Raw genomic sequence first — 16,054 nt, forward strand, 5'->3', positions numbered from 1 at the left:
CATGCGCCGCCTCGACCTGGAATTCCAGCCCCGCCGCAATGGCGCCTTGGCTTGGTCGCTGCTGGCCCTGGGCTGTGCAGGGGTGGCCGCACTGGTGCTGCTGCAACACCACCTGCAGGGCGAGCAAGTCGACCTCGAAGGCCGCCTGCACAGCCTGGAGCTGCAACTGGGCCGGCGCCCAGCCACCGCTGCGCCGCAAAGCAGTGCAGCCAGCCGCGAGCAGGCCGAGCGCCTGGCGCAGATGCGCAATGTCTCGCAGCAGCTGCAACGGCCCTGGCAGCAACTGTTCGCCATGCTCGAAGCACTGCCGCAGGACGATGTGGCGCTGCTTGGCCTGACCCCGGACGCCGGCAAGGGCCAGGTCCGCATTGCCGCCGAGGCGCGCAACCTGGAGGCGATGCTGCAGTACCACCAGCGCCTGGAGGCCAGTGCAGAGCTCAGCGATGTTTCGTTGCTCAATCACGAGGTGATGGTGAGCCAGCCGGAGCACCCGGTGCGTTTCACCCTGACCGCCACCTGGGAGACCGGCCATGCGCGCCCCTGAACCGCTTAGCAGCCTGATCATTCAGGAGCACCTGCGCCGTATCGGCCCGGTGGGCCTGGCCGCCGTTGCCGTTGGCCTGCTGGTCGTCGGCGTGGCAGTGGCCGGCGTATTGCCGCAATGGCAAAGCGTGCGCGAACTGCGGGCCAGCGAGGCAGACGCCAGTGTGCAAGTAGGGCGGGTGCAGCGCGGTGAGCTGAAAATCGCGGTCAAGCCCGAGCAGCAGGCCCTCGACACCCTGCGTCAGCAACTGCCCGGTCAGCCGCAGGCCAGCGAACTGATCGAGCGCCTGTATCACCTGGCCAGTGCCGAGCACATCAGCCTGGCACGCGGCGAGTACGCCCTGGGCATCGACCCGAAAACCCAGTTGGCGCGCTACCAGATCGTGCTGCCGGTCCGCGGCAGTTACCCGCAGATCCGCGGCTTCCTCAAGGGCCTGCTTGGCCAGCTGCCGACCTTGGTGCTGGAAGACCTTGAGCTGCAACGCAAACGCATCGGCGACAGCGAGCTCAACGCCCGCCTGCGCATGACCCTCTACCTGTCGAGGTCGTGATGAATACTCAACGTGGGTTGGTCTGGCTCGGGTTTCTTGGGCTTTCTGCCGCGCTGGCGTGGGCGCCTGGGCATTGGTTTGGCCAGCAAGTCGAGGACGCCCCAATCGCCGGCAAGCCGGCTCCCACAGGTTCGGGGGGGGCCATGGAACCGGTGGGAGCGGGCTTGCCCGCGAACAGGCCAGAACAGGCCTCCACCGACCTGTTCCCGAGCCAGCGCTGGACCAAACCCAAGGCCCTGGCCACCGTCACCGAACAACCGGTCATCGCCGCACCCGTGGTGGTTGCCGCACCCACGGCACCGGCGCTGCCCTTCCAGTTCGTCGGCCGCCTGGGCGATCGCGACGACCTGCAGGTGTTTCTGCAGAGCGGCGAAAAACTCTACGTCGTGCGCCAGGGCGACGTCATCGAAGACACCTACCGCCTCGACCGGGTCTCGGCCAACGAACTGAGCCTGGTCTACCTGCCTTTGCATCAGTCGCAGACCTTGTCTGTCGGGAGCGCACCATGAAGTCATCGAAGCTGTGCAAGCCTGCTCCGTTCCTGCTGTTGGCGCTGTGCGTGGCCATCGCCGGCTGCGGCTCCAGTGCGGTACGCGAAGACAGCGCAGAACTGATGAAGGAGGGGCAGTACGAAGCCGGCATCGCGCGCCTGGAAGAGGCCCTGCGTGAAGACCCGCGCGACACCGAACTGAACATCGCCCTGGCCCATGGCCGCCAGGCGGCAGTCGAGGCACTGTTGAGCCAGGCCGACAGCGACCGTATCCGCCACGACTTTGCCGGTGCGCGCATGGGCTACGGCCGGGTGCTGAGCATCGAGCCCAACAACCGTCGTGCCCAGGAAGGCATCCGTCAACTGGAGCTGATCCGCACCCTCGACGAACGTGTCGCCCTCGGCCAGGCGGCCCTGCGCCAGGGCGACCTGTTCGGTGCCGAGCGCTACATGCGCGAAGTGCTGCGCCTGGACCCGCAGAACCAGAAGGGCATGACCCTGCGCAGCGACATCGAGAACGTCCAGGCACGCACTGCGCAGCCCTTCCCACAGCTGCGCAGCAAGCTGGAGCGCCCGGTCACCCTGGAGTTTCGTGATGCCAACCTGAAGACCATCTTCGAAGTGCTGTCCCAGGTCGCTGGCATCAACTTCATCTTCGACAAAGACCTGCGCCCGGACATGAAGGCCACCATCTTCGTCCGCGATGTCCGCATCGAGGATGCTGTGGCCCTGCTGCTGGAGCAGAACCAGTTGCGCCAGAAGATCGTCAACGACAACACCCTGATGATCTACCCCGACTCGCCGCAAAAGGCCAAGGACTACCAGGAACTGGTCATGCGCACCTTCTACCTGACCAGCATCGACGCCAACACCGCGCTGAACATGGTCAAGACCATGCTCAAGACCCGCGACGTGTTCGTCGACGAGCGCCTCAACACCTTGACCATGCGCGACAGCCCCGACGCAGTGCGCATGGCCGAGAAGCTGTTGCAGTCCCAGGACCAGTCCAACCCCGAAGTGGTGCTGGAAGTGGAGGTTATGGAGGTGGCCACCTCGCGCATCCTCGACCTCGGCCTGCAATGGCCCAACACCTTCGGCGTGCTGACCTCAGACGGCAAACCGGTCAGCGTGCTGGACCAGTTGCGCGGCATCGACTCCAGCCGCATCAGTATCTCGCCGGCCCCACAGGCCAAGATCAACGCCCAGGACAAGGACATCAACACCCTGGCAAGCCCGGTGATCCGCGTCAGCAACCGTGAGCAGGCACGCATCCACATCGGCCAGCGGGTGCCGATCATCAGCGCCACCTCGGTGCCGTCGACCCAGGGCCCAGTGATCACCGAAAGCGTCACCTACCTGGACGTGGGCCTGAAGCTTGAAGTGCAGCCTACCGTGCACCTTAACAACGAAGTGGCGATCAAGATTGCACTGGAGGTCAGCAACGCCACCCCACTGGAGGCCACGCGCCAGGGCACCATTCCGGTTCAGGTCGATACCCGCAATGCCCAGACCAGCCTGCGCCTGCACGACGGCGAAACCCAGGTATTGGCCGGGCTGGTGCGTAATGACCACAACGCCAGCGGCAACAAGATCCCCGGCCTGGGCGACATCCCCGGCCTGGGCCGGCTGTTCGGCAGCAACAAGGACGACATGAGCAAGTCCGAACTGGTGCTGGCGATCACCCCGCGCATCGTGCGCAACCTGCCGTACCAGAGCCCATCGGACATGGAATTCGCCACCGGCACCGAGTCAAGCCTGCAAGTCCGCCAGATGGCGCCGCTGCCGCCAACCGATGTTCCGGGCAATACGCCGTCCGGTGACACGCCGGTAGTGGAAAGCCAGATGGCCGTGGTGCCTGCCAACGGGAGCCCACGCCCATGAAACGCCGCATGCAAGGCTTCAGCCTGATCGAGGTGGTGCTGACCCTGGCACTGCTCGGGCTGCTCGCCAGCATGGCCGCGCCGCTGACCGAAACCGTGGTGCGCCGCGGCAAGGAGCAGCAACTGCGCGAGGCGCTGTACCAGATCCGCGATGCCATCGATGCCTACAAGCGCGCCTTTGACGCCGGCTACATCGAAAAACGCCTGGATGCCAGCGGCTACCCGCCCAACCTGCAGGTGTTGGTCGACGGGGTGCGTGATGTGCGCAGTGCCAAGGGGGCCAAGTTCTACTTCCTGCGGCGCATCCCCCACGACCCGCTGCTGGCGGCCAAGGAGGACGATGAGGGGGCCTGGGGCCTGCGTGCCTACGACAGCAGCCCCGACAGCCCACGGGAAGGCGAAGACGTCTTCGACGTGTATTCCAAGGCCCGTGGCAAAGGCCTCAACAATATCCCCTACGGGCAATGGTGACGGCCATGAAACGCAGCCGAGGCTTCACCCTGATCGAACTGCTGGTGGTGATGGCGATTATCGCCACGCTGATGACCATCGCCATGCCGCGCTACTTCAACAGCCTGGAGAGCTCCCGCGAGGCCACCCTGCGCCAGAGCCTGGCAGTGCTGCGCGAGTCGCTGGACCACTTCTACGGCGACACCGGGCACTACCCCGATTCGCTTGAGCAACTGGTCGAGCTGCGCTACCTGCGCAACACCCCGGTGGATCCGATCACCGAACGCAGCGATGCCTGGCAACTGGTGCCACCGCCAGAAGGTGTGGCCGGTGGCGTGGCCGACATCAAAAGCGGCGCTACAGGGAGGGCGCGTGATGGCAGCCTCTATGCTGAATGGTAAGGCCTGTGCCGGCTTCACCTACCTGGGCGTGCTGCTGCTGATCGCGGTCAGCAGCGTGGCCCTGGCCGCCACCGGGACAGTCTGGTCGAGTGCCGCCCAGCGCGACCACGAGCGCCAGTTGCTGTGGGTCGGCAGCCAGTACGCCCAAGCCCTGCGCAGTTACTACCGCGCATCGCCGGGGCTGGCCCAGTACCCCCAGGACCTGGCCGACCTGTTGCAGGACAACCGCTTCCCCGAGGCCAAGCGGCACATCCGCAGGCTCTACCCGGACCCGATCACCAACAGCGACGACTGGGGCCTGCTGCGCTCGATCGACGGCCGCATCACCGGCGTGCACAGCCGCTCGGACGCCACCCCGTTCAAACGCAGTGGCTTTGCCGCCGAGTGGTCGGGCTTCGAAGGGCTGGAGCATTACAGCGACTGGCAGTTCGTCGCCGAGCAGGCGTTCGCCGACAGCCCCAACGGTGCCCAGCCCCATGCCGGCCCGGGAGACACGCCATGAACCGCCTGGCTGCGCTGTGCCTGAGCCTGTTGCTGGCGAGCTCGCTGAGCAGCGCGCTGAAGGCGGCTGAAGAGGACGAGATGATGGGCTTTATCGTCGACAACACCATCTCGCACATCGGCCACGATTTTTACTACTACTTCGCCGACCGCCTGCGTGCCACCAGCCGCCTGGACTTCAACCTGGTAGTGCGCGAGCGCCCGGATGCCCGCTGGGGCAGCCTGATCACCGTGGAGTTCGAGCGCGACGTGATGTACCGCCGCTTCCTGCCACCCAACACCACGGAACTCAAAGAAGAGGCCGTCGCGGCCGCCGACCTGGTCAAGCAGCAGATCATCCAACGCAAGTTGCAACGCCTGCTGCAGGACACCACCGATCTGGAGAGGGACGAGCTATGAAAACCCGCATTCCCCGTTGCATCGCCGCCTGCCTGCTGGCCAGCGCCTGTGCTGCCCAGGCCACCGAGCTGGTGTACACCCCGGTCAACCCGGCCTTCGGCGGCAACCCGCTCAACGGCACCTGGTTGCTGAACAACGCCCAGGCGCAGAACGACTACGACGACCCCGACCTCAAGGACCGTGCGTCTGCCTTCTCGGGCACTTCGGCCCTGGAGCGCTTCAGCAATCAGCTGGAGTCGCGGATGTTGTCGCAGCTGCTGGACAACATCAGCAATGGCAGCACCGGAAGCATGGCCACCGATGCCTTCCTGATCGACGTTATCGACGATTCAGGGGCGCTGAGCATCAAGGTCACCGACCGCGCCACAGGAGAAATTTCGATCATTGAGGTCAGCGGCCTGAACCCCTGAGAGGGGAAGGCATTTATGTTGGGGAGAGAACACCATGAAACGTCTGCTGAGCACGCTGCTGATCCTCACCGCCCTTGGCCTGCAAAGTGGTTGCAGCCTGCGCGAACCCATGTCGGCCGAACAGGACTCGGAAACCCCGACCCTGACCCCGCGCGCCTCGACCTATTACGACCTGATCAACATGCCACGCCCTAAAGGCCGACTGATGGCGGTGGTGTATGGCTTCCGCGACCAGACCGGGCAGTACAAACCCACCCCGGCCAGTTCGTTCTCGACCAGCGTCACCCAAGGCGCGGCGAGCATGCTGATGGACGCCCTGAGCGCCAGTGGCTGGTTCGTGGTGCTGGAGCGTGAAGGCCTGCAGAACCTGTTGACCGAACGCAAGATCATCCGCGCCTCACAGAAGAAGCCGGATGTTGCAGAGAACATCATGGGCGAACTGCCGCCGCTGCAGGCCGCCAACCTGATGCTCGAAGGCGGCATCATCGCCTATGACACCAACGTGCGCAGTGGCGGGGAAGGGGCGCGTTACTTAGGCATAGACATCTCCCGCGAGTACCGCGTCGACCAGGTGACCGTGAACCTGCGCGCAGTCGATGTGCGCACCGGGCAGGTGCTGGCCAACGTCATGACCAGCAAAACCATCTACTCGGTTGGGCGCAGTGCCGGGGTGTTCAAGTTCATCGAGTTCAAGAAGTTGCTGGAGGCAGAGGTGGGGTATACCACCAATGAGCCGGCGCAGCTGTGCGTGCTGTCGGCGATCGAGGCGGCGGTAGGGCATTTGCTGGCGCAGGGGATCGAGCGGCGGTTGTGGCAGGTGGCGGGGGAGGCGGGGGATGGCAAGGCGACGGTGGACAAGTTCCTCACTCAGAATCAGCAGCCGTGATTGGCTATGATGGCCTCTTCGCGGGTAAATCCGCAGGTCAGGGACCCCTGGTCCCTGTGGCGGCGTTACCCGGGAAGAGGCCTGTGCATGAAACCAATAATCTCCAGATCGTTCACCCCATTTTGGCATAAAGTCCCGAACAGGTAGATGAGACCCTGCAGCCACAAGCAAGCTCTGCCGGCTCGAACACCAACGAAATACCGTTGAACAAGACACTACCGTCACCGCCAGAGATCAGTGCAAATGTCCCGCCATGGAGCGGGCACGGCGCACGATCACCGAGAATGCAGTGTTGCCGCCCACTGACAAGCACTCCACTCCCTTCCCCCATACGACCACCCCCGCTGTGGGGGTCGCCTTTTCGAATCGCACCTTGTCTCGACATCGCTCAACCCTCTGCGCCGCTTTGCAGAATTGCTTCGTAAAGGCCCGCCGGTACGGCATCGGGATCGTGTTTGCAGGCGGCAGCCATGAAACGCATCAGCAGGTCATCGGCCTCGAAGCGCATGCCTGGCGGGCAGGTCAGCTGAGCGTAGGGCGTTTTCATCAATGGGTGGTCGATGGAAGGGTTCGGCAGGCCCAACGAACGGCGCAGGTTGAGAATGGCCAGGATCTCGGCGGGGTAGACGGCTTCGAAAGGGGAGCCGAACTCAAAATTGCCGGAGTCGAGTTCGCGGGATGTCAGGGCGATACGTTGGACATGGGTATCGCAGGCCGCCACCAGAATCGGTGCCAGTTTATCGGGATCAGGTTCGCGCCAATGGGCGACCAATTGACCCCAGGCAGGGTCGCGAGGCAGGGCGTGCTTGTCGAGGTCGAGCGGTTTGCCCAGCCAATCGCTGATAATGGTCAGGCCGAAGGCGGCGTAGCGAAGGGTGGTGCCAATTGGTAGGCTATTTCCATCCTCGACGCCGTATCCACCCTCCAAAGCTGAGAGTACGGTTTGATGAAAGGGTGCTATGAGTCGGAGTTGCCCTGTAGCTATCATGCAGAACATCAGATGTGTTAAACCGTCTAGCGAGTCGGTTTCTACTCGCTTGGTGTCTTTACACATCTCAATGCGAACAACATTGCTAATGATCATCTTTATTGTGCCGGAGTTTAAACTTTGGGGGGCTGAGGGCGTTACTCTGCCTTGCGCCTGCGATAACTCATTCTTTACCTCCAATAGCCCCGTTCTGTGCAGAACGCTACAAGCCAGAGTTGGGTGAGAACCATTGGTCAAGTAATCGCTGAGCCAATCGGCGGGATAGTTACGGCTACCTACTGCCCAGTCGCTCAGCTGTTGGAGACTACGTTGAAGTCGATTTTTTTTCATGTTACTTCCATCTGTTAAGTTGTATGCCATTGAAGGCGTGGGTTAATGGATTGGGCTGGCCATTGGAGTCGAAGAAAACCTGAGCGTGTACGAATTCAATTTTTCCTGAGGCTGTCGCCGTTTTAATTGCACCGGCTTTTGATGTGAAGTCTGGGTCATGCTTCTGAAGCTTATCGAACTGCCAAGCACCTTTGTCCTTGTCTATGAGTTCCTGGATTCTTCGTAAATTTCTCGCACCACCAACCCGTTGTGTTTCTAGAAACCCAGGCGTCTTGCTCTTCCCCAACGTCGTCTTCACTTCGATCACCAACAACGTCCCAGCCTCGAACTTCAACTCTTCCAGCGGCGCCGTTCCCTTCAGCCCATCAATGTGGTGCCGCATCTCCAGCGTCGTCGGATTACGCACCGTCATCGAGGGCGGTGGTGGTACGTACACCAGCATGTCGATCCCTTGGTCGCTCTTGTTCTTCAATCCGAACTGGCTGGGCCGGGAAGGGTGGGTGCTCAGGCCGAGGATGTTTTCCGGCTTGACCTTCCAGTGGCTGACCAGGGCCGCCGCCAGGGCTTCTTCGCCGGCATCGGCGACGACCCGGGTCAGACTGCCGCCCATGCGCACCGGCCCGATGCTGTGCTGAATCATGGCCACCAGCCGGTCGCGCAGGGTGGTGGCCATGTAGGCGTAGTCAGCCTTGCCGCCGACCACATTGAGGGCGACCAGGCTGGCATTTCGCTCCACCGAATGCAGTTCATGCGCTGTCACCGGCAGTTCACCATCGCGGGGGCGTCGCTGGATGCGGGTTTCCAGTACGGTGACTTCGCCGGCGCTGCGGTTGCCAAGGCGGCGGGCTTCCTCTTGCGACAGTGCGGCGTTGTCGAGGCGGACGGTAGTCATGCTGCCGGGCCGCAACTTGTGCATCAGCCAACGGGCGCCGCCCAGGGCGGCTGGCAGCAGCAGGGCCAGGTTGATGGCCATGAACACCTGCTTGCCACGTGCCTCGGCAGTGTCGGGGTTGGCCAGGCGCGCCAGGTCGGTGAAGAACTGCTCGCCGATACTCAGGCCTTCGCCGGTGATCATGCGGCTGCTGCCGTCGACCATGGCATCGGCGGCCAGCGCGGCCTCCAGGGCAACGAAGGCATAGCGGCCGAGCGATACGGCACCTTTGATGCTACGGACCACTGGCACCATCGCCAACACCCCGAAAGCGAATTCGCCCGCACCGATAACGCCTTGCCAGAAACGGGCCCGGGCCTTGGCTTCGGCGTAGTGCCGGGCCATCTGTTCACAGGCTTGCCTGACCGGGTACAGGCCACTGGGCGTGTGCCAGGTGTACGGCGGGCTGATGCGGTGCGTGCCGTATTCGTCGACGTACTCTTCCCGTTGCGCTTCGGCCCACTGCACATGGGTGAAGGTGGCGAAATAGATCCTGTGGTCGGTGAACAAGAAATTGCTGTGCAGGGTAAAGCCATAGCCGTGCTGGCTGCGCTCGCCCATGTGGTCGAGTACGGGTGGGGGCAGTTCGTCGAGGCGGATCTCGTCATCGATGCACACGAGTTGCAGCTTTTCGCTGGCGGCAAAGGCATAGAACTCTGCTAACCAGGCATTGCCCAGCGTGTTGCCGGCATGCTCCAGCACCTGCTGGAGGAAGGTATCGCGGTGGTTACGTGCCTGATCACGGATCCAGGGGTTGTTGCGAAACCACGTGGGGCCAACGCCGCTCTGGGAAGGGATGCCCACCAACTGGTCGCAGCCATCCCCGCCATCGAGAGAAAACAGCGCGCCGGGCAGGGAGCAGGGTACGCAAGTGTCGGGTGGAACAGGCAGCGTACTGTTGAGTGCTGCTTGCCCCAGCGTTTGTAAAACAGATGCTTCAACCATGCGGACTAGGCCCCTTGAGTACTTGTTGGTGAGCTGCAAGTTGACTTGCCAACACCCGACAGCGCTCTCGGGGAGAGTCGGTGGCTTCCAGCAACTTCACCCAAGGGGTGAACAATGGGTTGAGGTAAAAGTGTCGACCGAACGCGATCGCCAGGAGCACATGCAGCAGCACTTGGCTGCGGGATAGCGGGGGCAGCTTGTACAGGTCGTCGGACGGCTGCGGTAGCCGTTTGCCGTAATAGCGATACGCGCGGATCTCGTTCTCGTTGAGTGCCATGTGGTTGATGGCGGGCAGCGCATAGCGGCTGCTCGCATCCGACTCATAGCAGCAATAGCAGGCCTGCTGCGCGTCAGCGGGGATGCCGCGCAGGGTCATCAGTTGCTCCAGTGATCGCCACTGCCGGTCGTGGTCGCACTCGTCGTCGGGCAAGCGCAACATCTGCCGTGTGACGTCATGCATTAGGGTAAGTTGACCTTCCCACTGTGAACGGTGAGCTACCGCGTGCACGGTCAGCATGTCGAGCCGCTCATCCTGGGTAAGGCCAGGAGCCTGGGTGATTGACCACACCGATTTACTTGCGGGGTCGTTCCACCAGCTCAGGCCCAGCAAGAAGTGGCTCAGCACCAGCAAGCTGTATTCCCTGCCGCAGGTGTAGCCACTGTTGCTGACTAGAGCCCCCGCATCGGCTATCAGCAGGGGGACATCCTCGGGACGGGTATGAAAGCGCGCAAGGGAACCGCCTAACGTCTCCAGCAGGAAGCGAGTCAGTTGGCGGTTGGTGGACCGTAGCGATGCAGCTTGTACCGCCCCCAGATCCAGATCCGGTAGATTCATGCAGGAACCTCCTGGCGCAATGGCAGCCAAGCCAGGCAGCCTTCCTGTTCGGTGCTGCCTTCTGTTTGCTCGAACAGCGACTGTGCGGCAAGTGCGAGCCCGGTGCGTGAATCGTGGAAGTAGAGCCGGCGTATCCGTCCGTGATCGAACAGCCGGGCCAAGATGTCGGGCCGGTGTGTCAGTGAGCCGACGTACACACTTAATGACCGAGGGTCACCCAGCCTCACAAAGTAACGACGTCGGCCTTCCTGGACTTTGCCAAAGCGGCGCAGGTGCCGTGCGAGGGTTTCGAGGGGCAGGGCGGCCTCGACCACGGTACAGGCGAATGCCCCATCCAAGCCGCCAAACCAGGCATCCAGTTCGCTGCCTGCGACCAGCTGGAACAGTATTGGCGCATGCCTCTCCAGCCCGGTGCCATGTTCCAGGTGCCACAGACATTGGTGTTGGTTGGCATGAAACTCCAGCCTGCCCAGCAGGCCCGCATTGGCCGATGCTTCGGCAAGCACGAACAGGCTTGCGCTGACGACACCCGTGTACAGGCCGCCTTCACTTAATTGCTGGTGCAGGCTCATGCTTCCTCCTTCCCGGCAAAGGGGCATTCTTCGATCAGCGGTGAGCCTTCTCGAATGGCGGCCTCGATGGCTTCGACCTGGGCCTGCACAGGGGGCTGGTAGGTGACATTGCCTTTGAAGCGGATGTTGGGCGCCTCGATGGTGATGCCGTCGGCATCGAAGATGATCTTGCCGCTCGGGCCACGGATGTAGATGCGTTCCGTGCCCTGAAGCATGTAATTCCGGGTGAGTAGGCGTTGCGCGGTACGGGCTTCAATGGCGCGCGTACCTTCGATGACAAGCGACTGATTGCCGCCGATACTCAGGCTGTGGTCGGCGGCAATGGTGATTCGGCTTGTGTTGCCGACGGAGTGGATATCGTCGCGGTCGATGCTCGTGAATCGGTTTTGGTGGACATGATCGCGGCGATCACGCCCCGTATCGATCGACTCGTCGCGTGCAATGCTGGTGGTGTGGTCCCGGCCAGTCGCAGTGGCGCGATCATTGCCGACGCTCAGGGTCTGGTCGTGTTTGACCTTGGTGTTCATGTCCCTTTCGGCATGCACGAACACTTCCTGCCGGCCCAGCTCATCTTCGAAACGCAGTTCGTTGAAGCCATTACCCTTATGGGTCTGGCTCTTGATGGTCATGCGGGTCTTGTGTTCTGGCAGATCGTAGGGCGGCATTTGATCACCGCAGTAGGTACGCCCGGTGATCATCGGCTGGTCCGGGTCGGCATTGACGTACTGGATGATCACTTCCTGGCCGATGCGTGGGATGGCCATCGAGCCCCAGCTACCGCCTGCCCAACCTTGTGACACTCGCACCCAGCAGGAGCTGAACTCGTTGTTTTCGCTCTCACGGTCCCAGGGAAAGCTGACTTTGACCCGGCCCCATTCGTCGCAATAAATCTCCTCGCCAGGTGGGCCGACGACGGTAGCCATGTGCGGGCCGTCGATGCGTGGCTTGGGCAATGGTGCCGGTCGCCATTCGACCCGGCCTGGCACCAGCACTGCCTCCTGCGTGTAGCGCGTTCCTTGTTTGGCCCTGGCAGCTTCTTCTTGCAGGCTGGTGAATTGGCTGCCCTCGTGATGCACACGCATCACGCGCCAGTGTGCGTTGAGGTCTTTGCGCGGGTGTTCGATGAGGGTGAAGCTCAGGCCTGGTTGCAGCCGCACATCGTCACCCTCTACCTCAGCAATTCGGGCGTCATGGCGCAGGGCCGTGAGGCGGGTGGCGGTGAAGGGGACGCCGACCACATCGCGCTTGTAGCGGCCGGGGAAGTCGAAGCGCTCATAGTCCTGGGACTGATGAGTGATGCCACTGTCATCTGCGCGGTGTTCCTGCCGGTACTGCGGGTGGGTGAAAGCGTAGTCTCGCTGTACCTGTCGTGAGGTGCGTACCTGCTCGCTGTAACGCAGGCGGCGCAGGCAAGGCCTCGCCTGATCACCACCGCTGTTGGCGTGGTACAGCACCTGGTTGGGGTCTACGTCATCGGTTTCAAAAAAACTTTCATCGTCGTCTTCGGTCTTGATCGCGCCTCGGCTGATCTGCCCCAGCGCCAGCAACTGGTCGGTCATGACCAGCAGGTGGTGTTTTGGCATGTGCTCGAAGCGATAGACAAACCCCTCTTCGGCAGCCAGGCGGGCAATGAAATCGAGGTCAGTTTCACCGGCCTGTACGCAGAACTCGCGTACCTGATGGTCGCCGAAACTGTGCAACTCGAAATGGAGGATACCCTGGCGCTGGAGCATGCATTCGAGAATCTGTGGCATGGTTTTTTGCTGGAAAATTCGCCAATTCGAACGCAACCTGCCGCGGGCCAGCAGGGGCTCGACCAGGGCATGGTAACGGGTGCGATAAAAGCCCGTTTGACCCTGGCTGAAGGTACTGACCAGGCCGTGCACGTAGCGCAGTGGGCGTTCGCGCTGCCAGATCGTGAACAGCACCGGCTTGTCGAGCAACTGACCGAAGTCGACTTCATCTTCGTGACTGATGAGCTCCAGCTTCAACTGGAAGGGTGTGCTGATGGCTTCGTCGAGTTCGAATGAAATAACCTCGAATTGAAAGTCGCCAGCCAAGAGTTGGAAGCTGAAGCGCAGATCAGATTGTCGGTACATGGCGTGTTTTCCTTTGTTAAGGATTACTCCGGTATCAGGCGTAGCATTGATTCAGGGGCGAGCCCAGTGATCGCTGCTGCGTGGGGTTAAGTTGATGGCGAGGTCGGGGTTGCAGGGTAGGAGGGCTGTGGAGGGATTTAAATGAACAGGGTGTGGTCGTTTTGGCTATAAGTTAGGAACATTCTGAAACTTGTAAGTTAGTGTGTACTTTTTAGTTCTTGGATTGACTTTTGGTTCCCTTTAGCGGGCGCGTGGGGTGTTCAAGTTCATCGAGTTCAAAAAGTTGCTGGAGGCGGAGGTGGGGTATACCACCAATGAGCCGGCGCAGCTGTGCGTGCTGTCGTCGATCGAGGCGGCGGTTGTGGCAGGTGGCGGGGGAGGCGGGGATGGCAAGGCGACGGTGGACAAGTACCTGAGCCAGTATCAGCAGCCGTGATCGACCTTGAGGGCCTCTTCGCGGGTGAACCCGCTCCCACAGGTACTGCGTAGCCTTTGAGATCAAGCTATTCGCCTACAGAGGTTTGGCGCCTGTGAGATCAAGCGCCGCCCGCGCGGCGCTTCGCGGGGCAAGCCCGCTCCCACATCTGTTTCGGGCCAGTCACTCCAGTGAGCTCACCTCTGTCCGCTGTATTTGCCAATCCAATATCGAGGGTAGCGCTGCGGTCCTTCATCTATCTCCAGCCATGCACCCAGGGGGCCGCGCGCCATAGGTACAGGAGTAACTGGCCCGAAACAGATGTGGGAGCGGGCTTGCCCCGCGAAGCGCCGCGCGGGCGGCGCTCGATCTCTGCCCGCACACAAAACCCAAGCCATGCACTTCCAGCCATACCTCAACCCATCAACCAGATGACGCCCAGCCTTTTCTCCCGCACACTGCGAAAAATTCCCAAGCCTGTACCCCGCCACTTGCGGGGCGCAGCCGGAGTAGAAAATGGCGCGACAACTAATAACAAACGCCCAAGACCCGCTACACGAATCCCGCCAGGCCCGGCTCAAGCTGGCCAGCGAAGGCGAGCTGCCACTGGGCATGCTGCGCGATGAAATCGACGCGTCCTGGCGCCGCAGCCTGGGCCATGGCCTGGATTGCCTGCAAGGCGAGCAGGTCGGCCTGGGCCTGGAGCAAGGCCATGACCTGCGCATGCTGCTGGAGCGCAACCGCTTGCTGGTCGATGCCGTCACCCCCGAGCTGGATTACCTGGTCTCGCGCCAGGGCAAGGCCGGCATCATCATCCTCGGTGATGCCCAGGCCAACGTGCTGGCCATCGAAGGCCAAACCCACGTGCTCAGCCGCGAAGGCCTGCGTGACCTGCACCCAGGCAGTTGCTGGAGCGAATCCCTACGTGGCACCAATGCCATCGGCACGGCCGTGGTAGAAGGGCGGCCGACCTTGATCAACTGCGGTGAACACTACCTCGATCGCCTCAGCCCGTTCTCTTGCACCTCGGTGCCGCTGCGTGACCCGCGGGGCGAGGTGATCGGTGTGCTCGACATCACCCGCGAAGGCGTGATGGCGCAGCCGCAGGACAGCCTGTCGACGCTGATGCTGGCAGCCGGCAACATCGAAGGCCGGCTGTTCGGCCTGTGCCACCCCGAGCAACTGGTGCTGGCCTTCCATAGCCGCCCGCAGTACCTCAACAGTGCCTGGCACGGTCTATTGGCATTGAGCCTGGACGGCGAAGTGCTGGCGGCCAACGACAGTGCCTGCCAATTGTTGCAGGTGCCGCGCCAGGACCTCATTGGCCGGCGTAGCAGCGACCTGCTCGGCGAGCGCTCGCCGGCCTTCATCGCCCGGCTGTGGCAGGGCGGTGTCAGCAGTGTGCAGACGGCCAAGGGCGAGTTCTTCTTCCGCGCGTTGCAACTGCCACGTCACGGCCAGCTGAACGGCAGCGTGGCGGTGAGCAAGCCGACGCTGGCCAACACGTCACCCGCGCTCGATGCACTGGCCGGTGGCGACCCACGCCTGGCGCGCAACCTGCGCATGGCCCGCCAGGGCCTGGGCAACGGCCTGCCGGTGCTGCTGCTGGGTGAGACCGGCACCGGCAAGGAAGTCGTCGCCCGGGCCTTGCACCAGGCCAGCCCGCGGGCCGACAAGCCGTTCGTGGCGGTTAACTGCGCGGCCATTCCCGAAGGGCTGATCGAATCCGAGCTGTTTGGCTACCGCGAAGGGGCGTTCACCGGCTCACGCCGTGGCGGCATGGTCGGGCGGCTGATGCAGGCCCATGGCGGCACGCTGTTCCTCGACGAGATCGGCGACATGCCGCTGGCCCTGCAGGCCAGGCTGTTGCGGGTGCTGCAAGAGCGCCGCGTGGCGCCGCTGGGCGCGGGTGACGAGCAGGACATCGACGTGGCGCTGATCTGCGCCACCCACCGCGACCTCAAACGCCTGGTGCTTGAACAGCATTTTCGCGAAGACCTCTATTACCGGGTCAATGGCGTCTCGCTGCGCCTGCCGGCCCTGCGCGAGCGTGACGACCTGGCCGGGATCATCCAAGGGCTGCTGGACAAGTCCGGTGCCAAGGGCGTGAGCCTGGACCCGGCGCTCAGCGCCTTGCTCGAAGGCTTCGACTGGCCAGGCAACATCCGCCAGCTGGAGATGGTCGTGCGCACCGCGCTGGCCATGCGCGAGGACGGTGAGCAGGTGCTGACCCTCGATCACCTCACCGATTGCCTGCTCGATGAACTGGCCAGCGGCACGACGCCGTCCGGCAGCCTCAAGGACAATGAACTGGAGCTGATCCGCAGCGCCCTGGGCCGCCACCAGGGCAACGTCTCGGCAGCCGCCGAGGCCCTGGGTATCAGCCGGGCGACGCTGTACCGCAAGCTCAAGCAGTTGCGTAGCTGAC

The 16,054-nt window shown here is 62.7% G+C and carries 17 protein-coding genes and 1 pseudogene; 12 read left to right on the forward strand and 6 right to left on the reverse strand.

The window, feature by feature from the left end; all coding sequences use genetic code 11:
• Position 1 precedes the first annotated feature (1 nt).
• Genes MFF34_RS11205 through MFF34_RS11250 form a run of 10 tightly spaced genes read left to right on the forward strand, consistent with a single transcriptional unit; the run spans position 2 to position 6,511 of the window.
• Complete coding sequence (locus MFF34_RS11205) at positions 2 to 544, forward strand: FUSC family protein (protein WP_238213542.1); 543 nt, start codon at positions 2 to 4, stop codon at positions 542 to 544.
• Positions 531 to 1,094 (forward strand): type 4a pilus biogenesis protein PilO, encoded by a 564-nt coding sequence (gene pilO, locus MFF34_RS11210; protein ID WP_027593468.1) that lies wholly within the window; start codon positions 531 to 533, stop codon positions 1,092 to 1,094. The genes MFF34_RS11205 and pilO overlap by 14 nt, the downstream gene beginning before the upstream one ends.
• Positions 1,094 to 1,603, forward strand: coding sequence for a hypothetical protein (locus MFF34_RS11215; protein ID WP_238213544.1), 510 nt, complete (start codon positions 1,094 to 1,096; stop codon positions 1,601 to 1,603). Before pilO ends, MFF34_RS11215 begins: the two co-directional genes overlap by 1 nt.
• Entirely contained in the window at positions 1,600 to 3,465 is a 1,866-nt protein-coding gene (locus MFF34_RS11220; RefSeq protein WP_027593466.1) for a secretin N-terminal domain-containing protein, read from the forward strand. Before MFF34_RS11215 ends, MFF34_RS11220 begins: the two co-directional genes overlap by 4 nt.
• The gene (locus tag MFF34_RS11225; RefSeq protein WP_033694024.1) at positions 3,462 to 3,935 is read left to right on the forward strand and encodes a type II secretion system protein; all 474 of its coding nucleotides are present in this window, start codon (positions 3,462 to 3,464) and stop codon (positions 3,933 to 3,935) included. The genes MFF34_RS11220 and MFF34_RS11225 overlap by 4 nt, the downstream gene beginning before the upstream one ends.
• Before the next feature lie 5 nt (positions 3,936 to 3,940).
• Complete coding sequence (locus MFF34_RS11230) at positions 3,941 to 4,315, forward strand: type II secretion system protein (protein ID WP_085272959.1); 375 nt, start codon at positions 3,941 to 3,943, stop codon at positions 4,313 to 4,315.
• A complete protein-coding gene (locus MFF34_RS11235) occupies positions 4,290 to 4,817 on the forward strand; it encodes a type II secretion system protein (RefSeq protein WP_027593463.1) in 528 nt (175 codons plus the stop codon). The genes MFF34_RS11230 and MFF34_RS11235 overlap by 26 nt, the downstream gene beginning before the upstream one ends.
• Positions 4,814 to 5,215 carry a curli production assembly/transport protein CsgE gene (gene csgE / locus MFF34_RS11240; protein ID WP_085272957.1) on the forward strand — a complete coding sequence of 134 codons (402 nt, stop codon included), beginning with the start codon at positions 4,814 to 4,816 and terminating at the stop codon, positions 5,213 to 5,215. The genes MFF34_RS11235 and csgE overlap by 4 nt, the downstream gene beginning before the upstream one ends.
• Positions 5,212 to 5,625 (forward strand): curli assembly protein CsgF, encoded by a 414-nt coding sequence (locus MFF34_RS11245; protein ID WP_027593461.1) that lies wholly within the window; start codon positions 5,212 to 5,214, stop codon positions 5,623 to 5,625. The genes csgE and MFF34_RS11245 overlap by 4 nt, the downstream gene beginning before the upstream one ends.
• A 34-nt stretch (positions 5,626 to 5,659) precedes the next feature.
• Positions 5,660 to 6,511, forward strand: a complete 852-nt coding sequence (locus MFF34_RS11250; RefSeq protein WP_238213546.1) for a CsgG/HfaB family protein — start codon at positions 5,660 to 5,662, stop codon at positions 6,509 to 6,511.
• 112 nt (positions 6,512 to 6,623) lie between these two features.
• Here MFF34_RS11250 and MFF34_RS11255 read toward each other — a convergent pair whose 3' ends face one another.
• The 6 genes from MFF34_RS11255 to MFF34_RS11280 form a co-directional block, all read right to left on the reverse strand.
• A complete protein-coding gene (locus tag MFF34_RS11255) occupies positions 6,624 to 6,896 on the reverse strand; it encodes a PAAR domain-containing protein (RefSeq protein WP_283236620.1) in 273 nt (90 codons plus the stop codon).
• Positions 6,897 to 6,899: 3 nt separating this feature from the next.
• Positions 6,900 to 7,595 carry a hypothetical protein gene (locus MFF34_RS11260; RefSeq protein WP_238213566.1) on the reverse strand — a complete coding sequence of 232 codons (696 nt, stop codon included), beginning with the start codon at positions 7,593 to 7,595 and terminating at the stop codon, positions 6,900 to 6,902.
• A gap of 235 nt (positions 7,596 to 7,830) precedes the next feature.
• Positions 7,831 to 9,705, reverse strand: a complete 1,875-nt coding sequence (locus MFF34_RS11265) for a hypothetical protein (protein ID WP_238213568.1) — start codon at positions 9,703 to 9,705, stop codon at positions 7,831 to 7,833.
• A complete protein-coding gene (locus MFF34_RS11270; RefSeq protein WP_238213570.1) occupies positions 9,698 to 10,540 on the reverse strand; it encodes a hypothetical protein in 843 nt (280 codons plus the stop codon). Before MFF34_RS11270 ends, MFF34_RS11265 begins: the two co-directional genes overlap by 8 nt.
• Positions 10,537 to 11,112 (reverse strand): DUF4123 domain-containing protein, encoded by a 576-nt coding sequence (locus tag MFF34_RS11275; RefSeq protein ID WP_238213573.1) that lies wholly within the window; start codon positions 11,110 to 11,112, stop codon positions 10,537 to 10,539. Before MFF34_RS11275 ends, MFF34_RS11270 begins: the two co-directional genes overlap by 4 nt.
• The gene (locus MFF34_RS11280; protein ID WP_238213588.1) at positions 11,109 to 13,211 is read right to left on the reverse strand and encodes a type VI secretion system Vgr family protein; all 2,103 of its coding nucleotides are present in this window, start codon (positions 13,209 to 13,211) and stop codon (positions 11,109 to 11,111) included. Before MFF34_RS11280 ends, MFF34_RS11275 begins: the two co-directional genes overlap by 4 nt.
• Before the next feature lie 244 nt (positions 13,212 to 13,455).
• On the opposite strand from MFF34_RS11280, the pseudogene MFF34_RS11285 reads away from it, so the two are divergent.
• A pseudogene (locus tag MFF34_RS11285) lies at positions 13,456 to 13,647 on the forward strand (CsgG/HfaB family protein); the annotation flags it as partial.
• Positions 13,648 to 14,142: 495 nt separating this feature from the next.
• Positions 14,143 to 16,053, forward strand: a complete 1,911-nt coding sequence (locus MFF34_RS11290; RefSeq protein ID WP_027593459.1) for a sigma-54-dependent Fis family transcriptional regulator — start codon at positions 14,143 to 14,145, stop codon at positions 16,051 to 16,053.
• Position 16,054 lies beyond the last annotated feature (1 nt).

The sequence above is a fragment of the Pseudomonas sp. PAGU 2196 genome (genome assembly GCF_022179005.1).
Taxonomy (GTDB): domain Bacteria; phylum Pseudomonadota; class Gammaproteobacteria; order Pseudomonadales; family Pseudomonadaceae; genus Aquipseudomonas; species Aquipseudomonas kermanshahensis.

Bases quoted from the DNA above. Each gene is read 5' to 3' on its own strand.
- MFF34_RS11205 (WP_238213542.1), top strand. From the start codon at position 2: ATGCGCCGCCTCGACCTGGAATTCCAGCCCCGCCGCAATGGCGCCTTG.
- pilO (WP_027593468.1), top strand. From the start codon at position 531: ATGCGCGCCCCTGAACCGCTTAGCAGCCTGATCATTCAGGAGCACCTG.
- MFF34_RS11215 (WP_238213544.1), top strand. From the start codon at position 1,094: ATGAATACTCAACGTGGGTTGGTCTGGCTCGGGTTTCTTGGGCTTTCT.
- MFF34_RS11220 (WP_027593466.1), top strand. From the start codon at position 1,600: ATGAAGTCATCGAAGCTGTGCAAGCCTGCTCCGTTCCTGCTGTTGGCG.
- MFF34_RS11225 (WP_033694024.1), top strand. From the start codon at position 3,462: ATGAAACGCCGCATGCAAGGCTTCAGCCTGATCGAGGTGGTGCTGACC.
- MFF34_RS11230 (WP_085272959.1), top strand. From the start codon at position 3,941: ATGAAACGCAGCCGAGGCTTCACCCTGATCGAACTGCTGGTGGTGATG.
- MFF34_RS11235 (WP_027593463.1), top strand. From the start codon at position 4,290: ATGGCAGCCTCTATGCTGAATGGTAAGGCCTGTGCCGGCTTCACCTAC.
- csgE (WP_085272957.1), top strand. From the start codon at position 4,814: ATGAACCGCCTGGCTGCGCTGTGCCTGAGCCTGTTGCTGGCGAGCTCG.
- MFF34_RS11245 (WP_027593461.1), top strand. From the start codon at position 5,212: ATGAAAACCCGCATTCCCCGTTGCATCGCCGCCTGCCTGCTGGCCAGC.
- MFF34_RS11250 (WP_238213546.1), top strand. From the start codon at position 5,660: ATGAAACGTCTGCTGAGCACGCTGCTGATCCTCACCGCCCTTGGCCTG.
- MFF34_RS11255 (WP_283236620.1), bottom strand. From the start codon at position 6,896: ATGTCGAGACAAGGTGCGATTCGAAAAGGCGACCCCCACAGCGGGGGT.
- MFF34_RS11260 (WP_238213566.1), bottom strand. From the start codon at position 7,595: ATGATCATTAGCAATGTTGTTCGCATTGAGATGTGTAAAGACACCAAG.
- MFF34_RS11265 (WP_238213568.1), bottom strand. From the start codon at position 9,705: ATGGTTGAAGCATCTGTTTTACAAACGCTGGGGCAAGCAGCACTCAAC.
- MFF34_RS11270 (WP_238213570.1), bottom strand. From the start codon at position 10,540: ATGAATCTACCGGATCTGGATCTGGGGGCGGTACAAGCTGCATCGCTA.
- MFF34_RS11275 (WP_238213573.1), bottom strand. From the start codon at position 11,112: ATGAGCCTGCACCAGCAATTAAGTGAAGGCGGCCTGTACACGGGTGTC.
- MFF34_RS11280 (WP_238213588.1), bottom strand. From the start codon at position 13,211: ATGTACCGACAATCTGATCTGCGCTTCAGCTTCCAACTCTTGGCTGGC.
- MFF34_RS11290 (WP_027593459.1), top strand. From the start codon at position 14,143: ATGGCGCGACAACTAATAACAAACGCCCAAGACCCGCTACACGAATCC.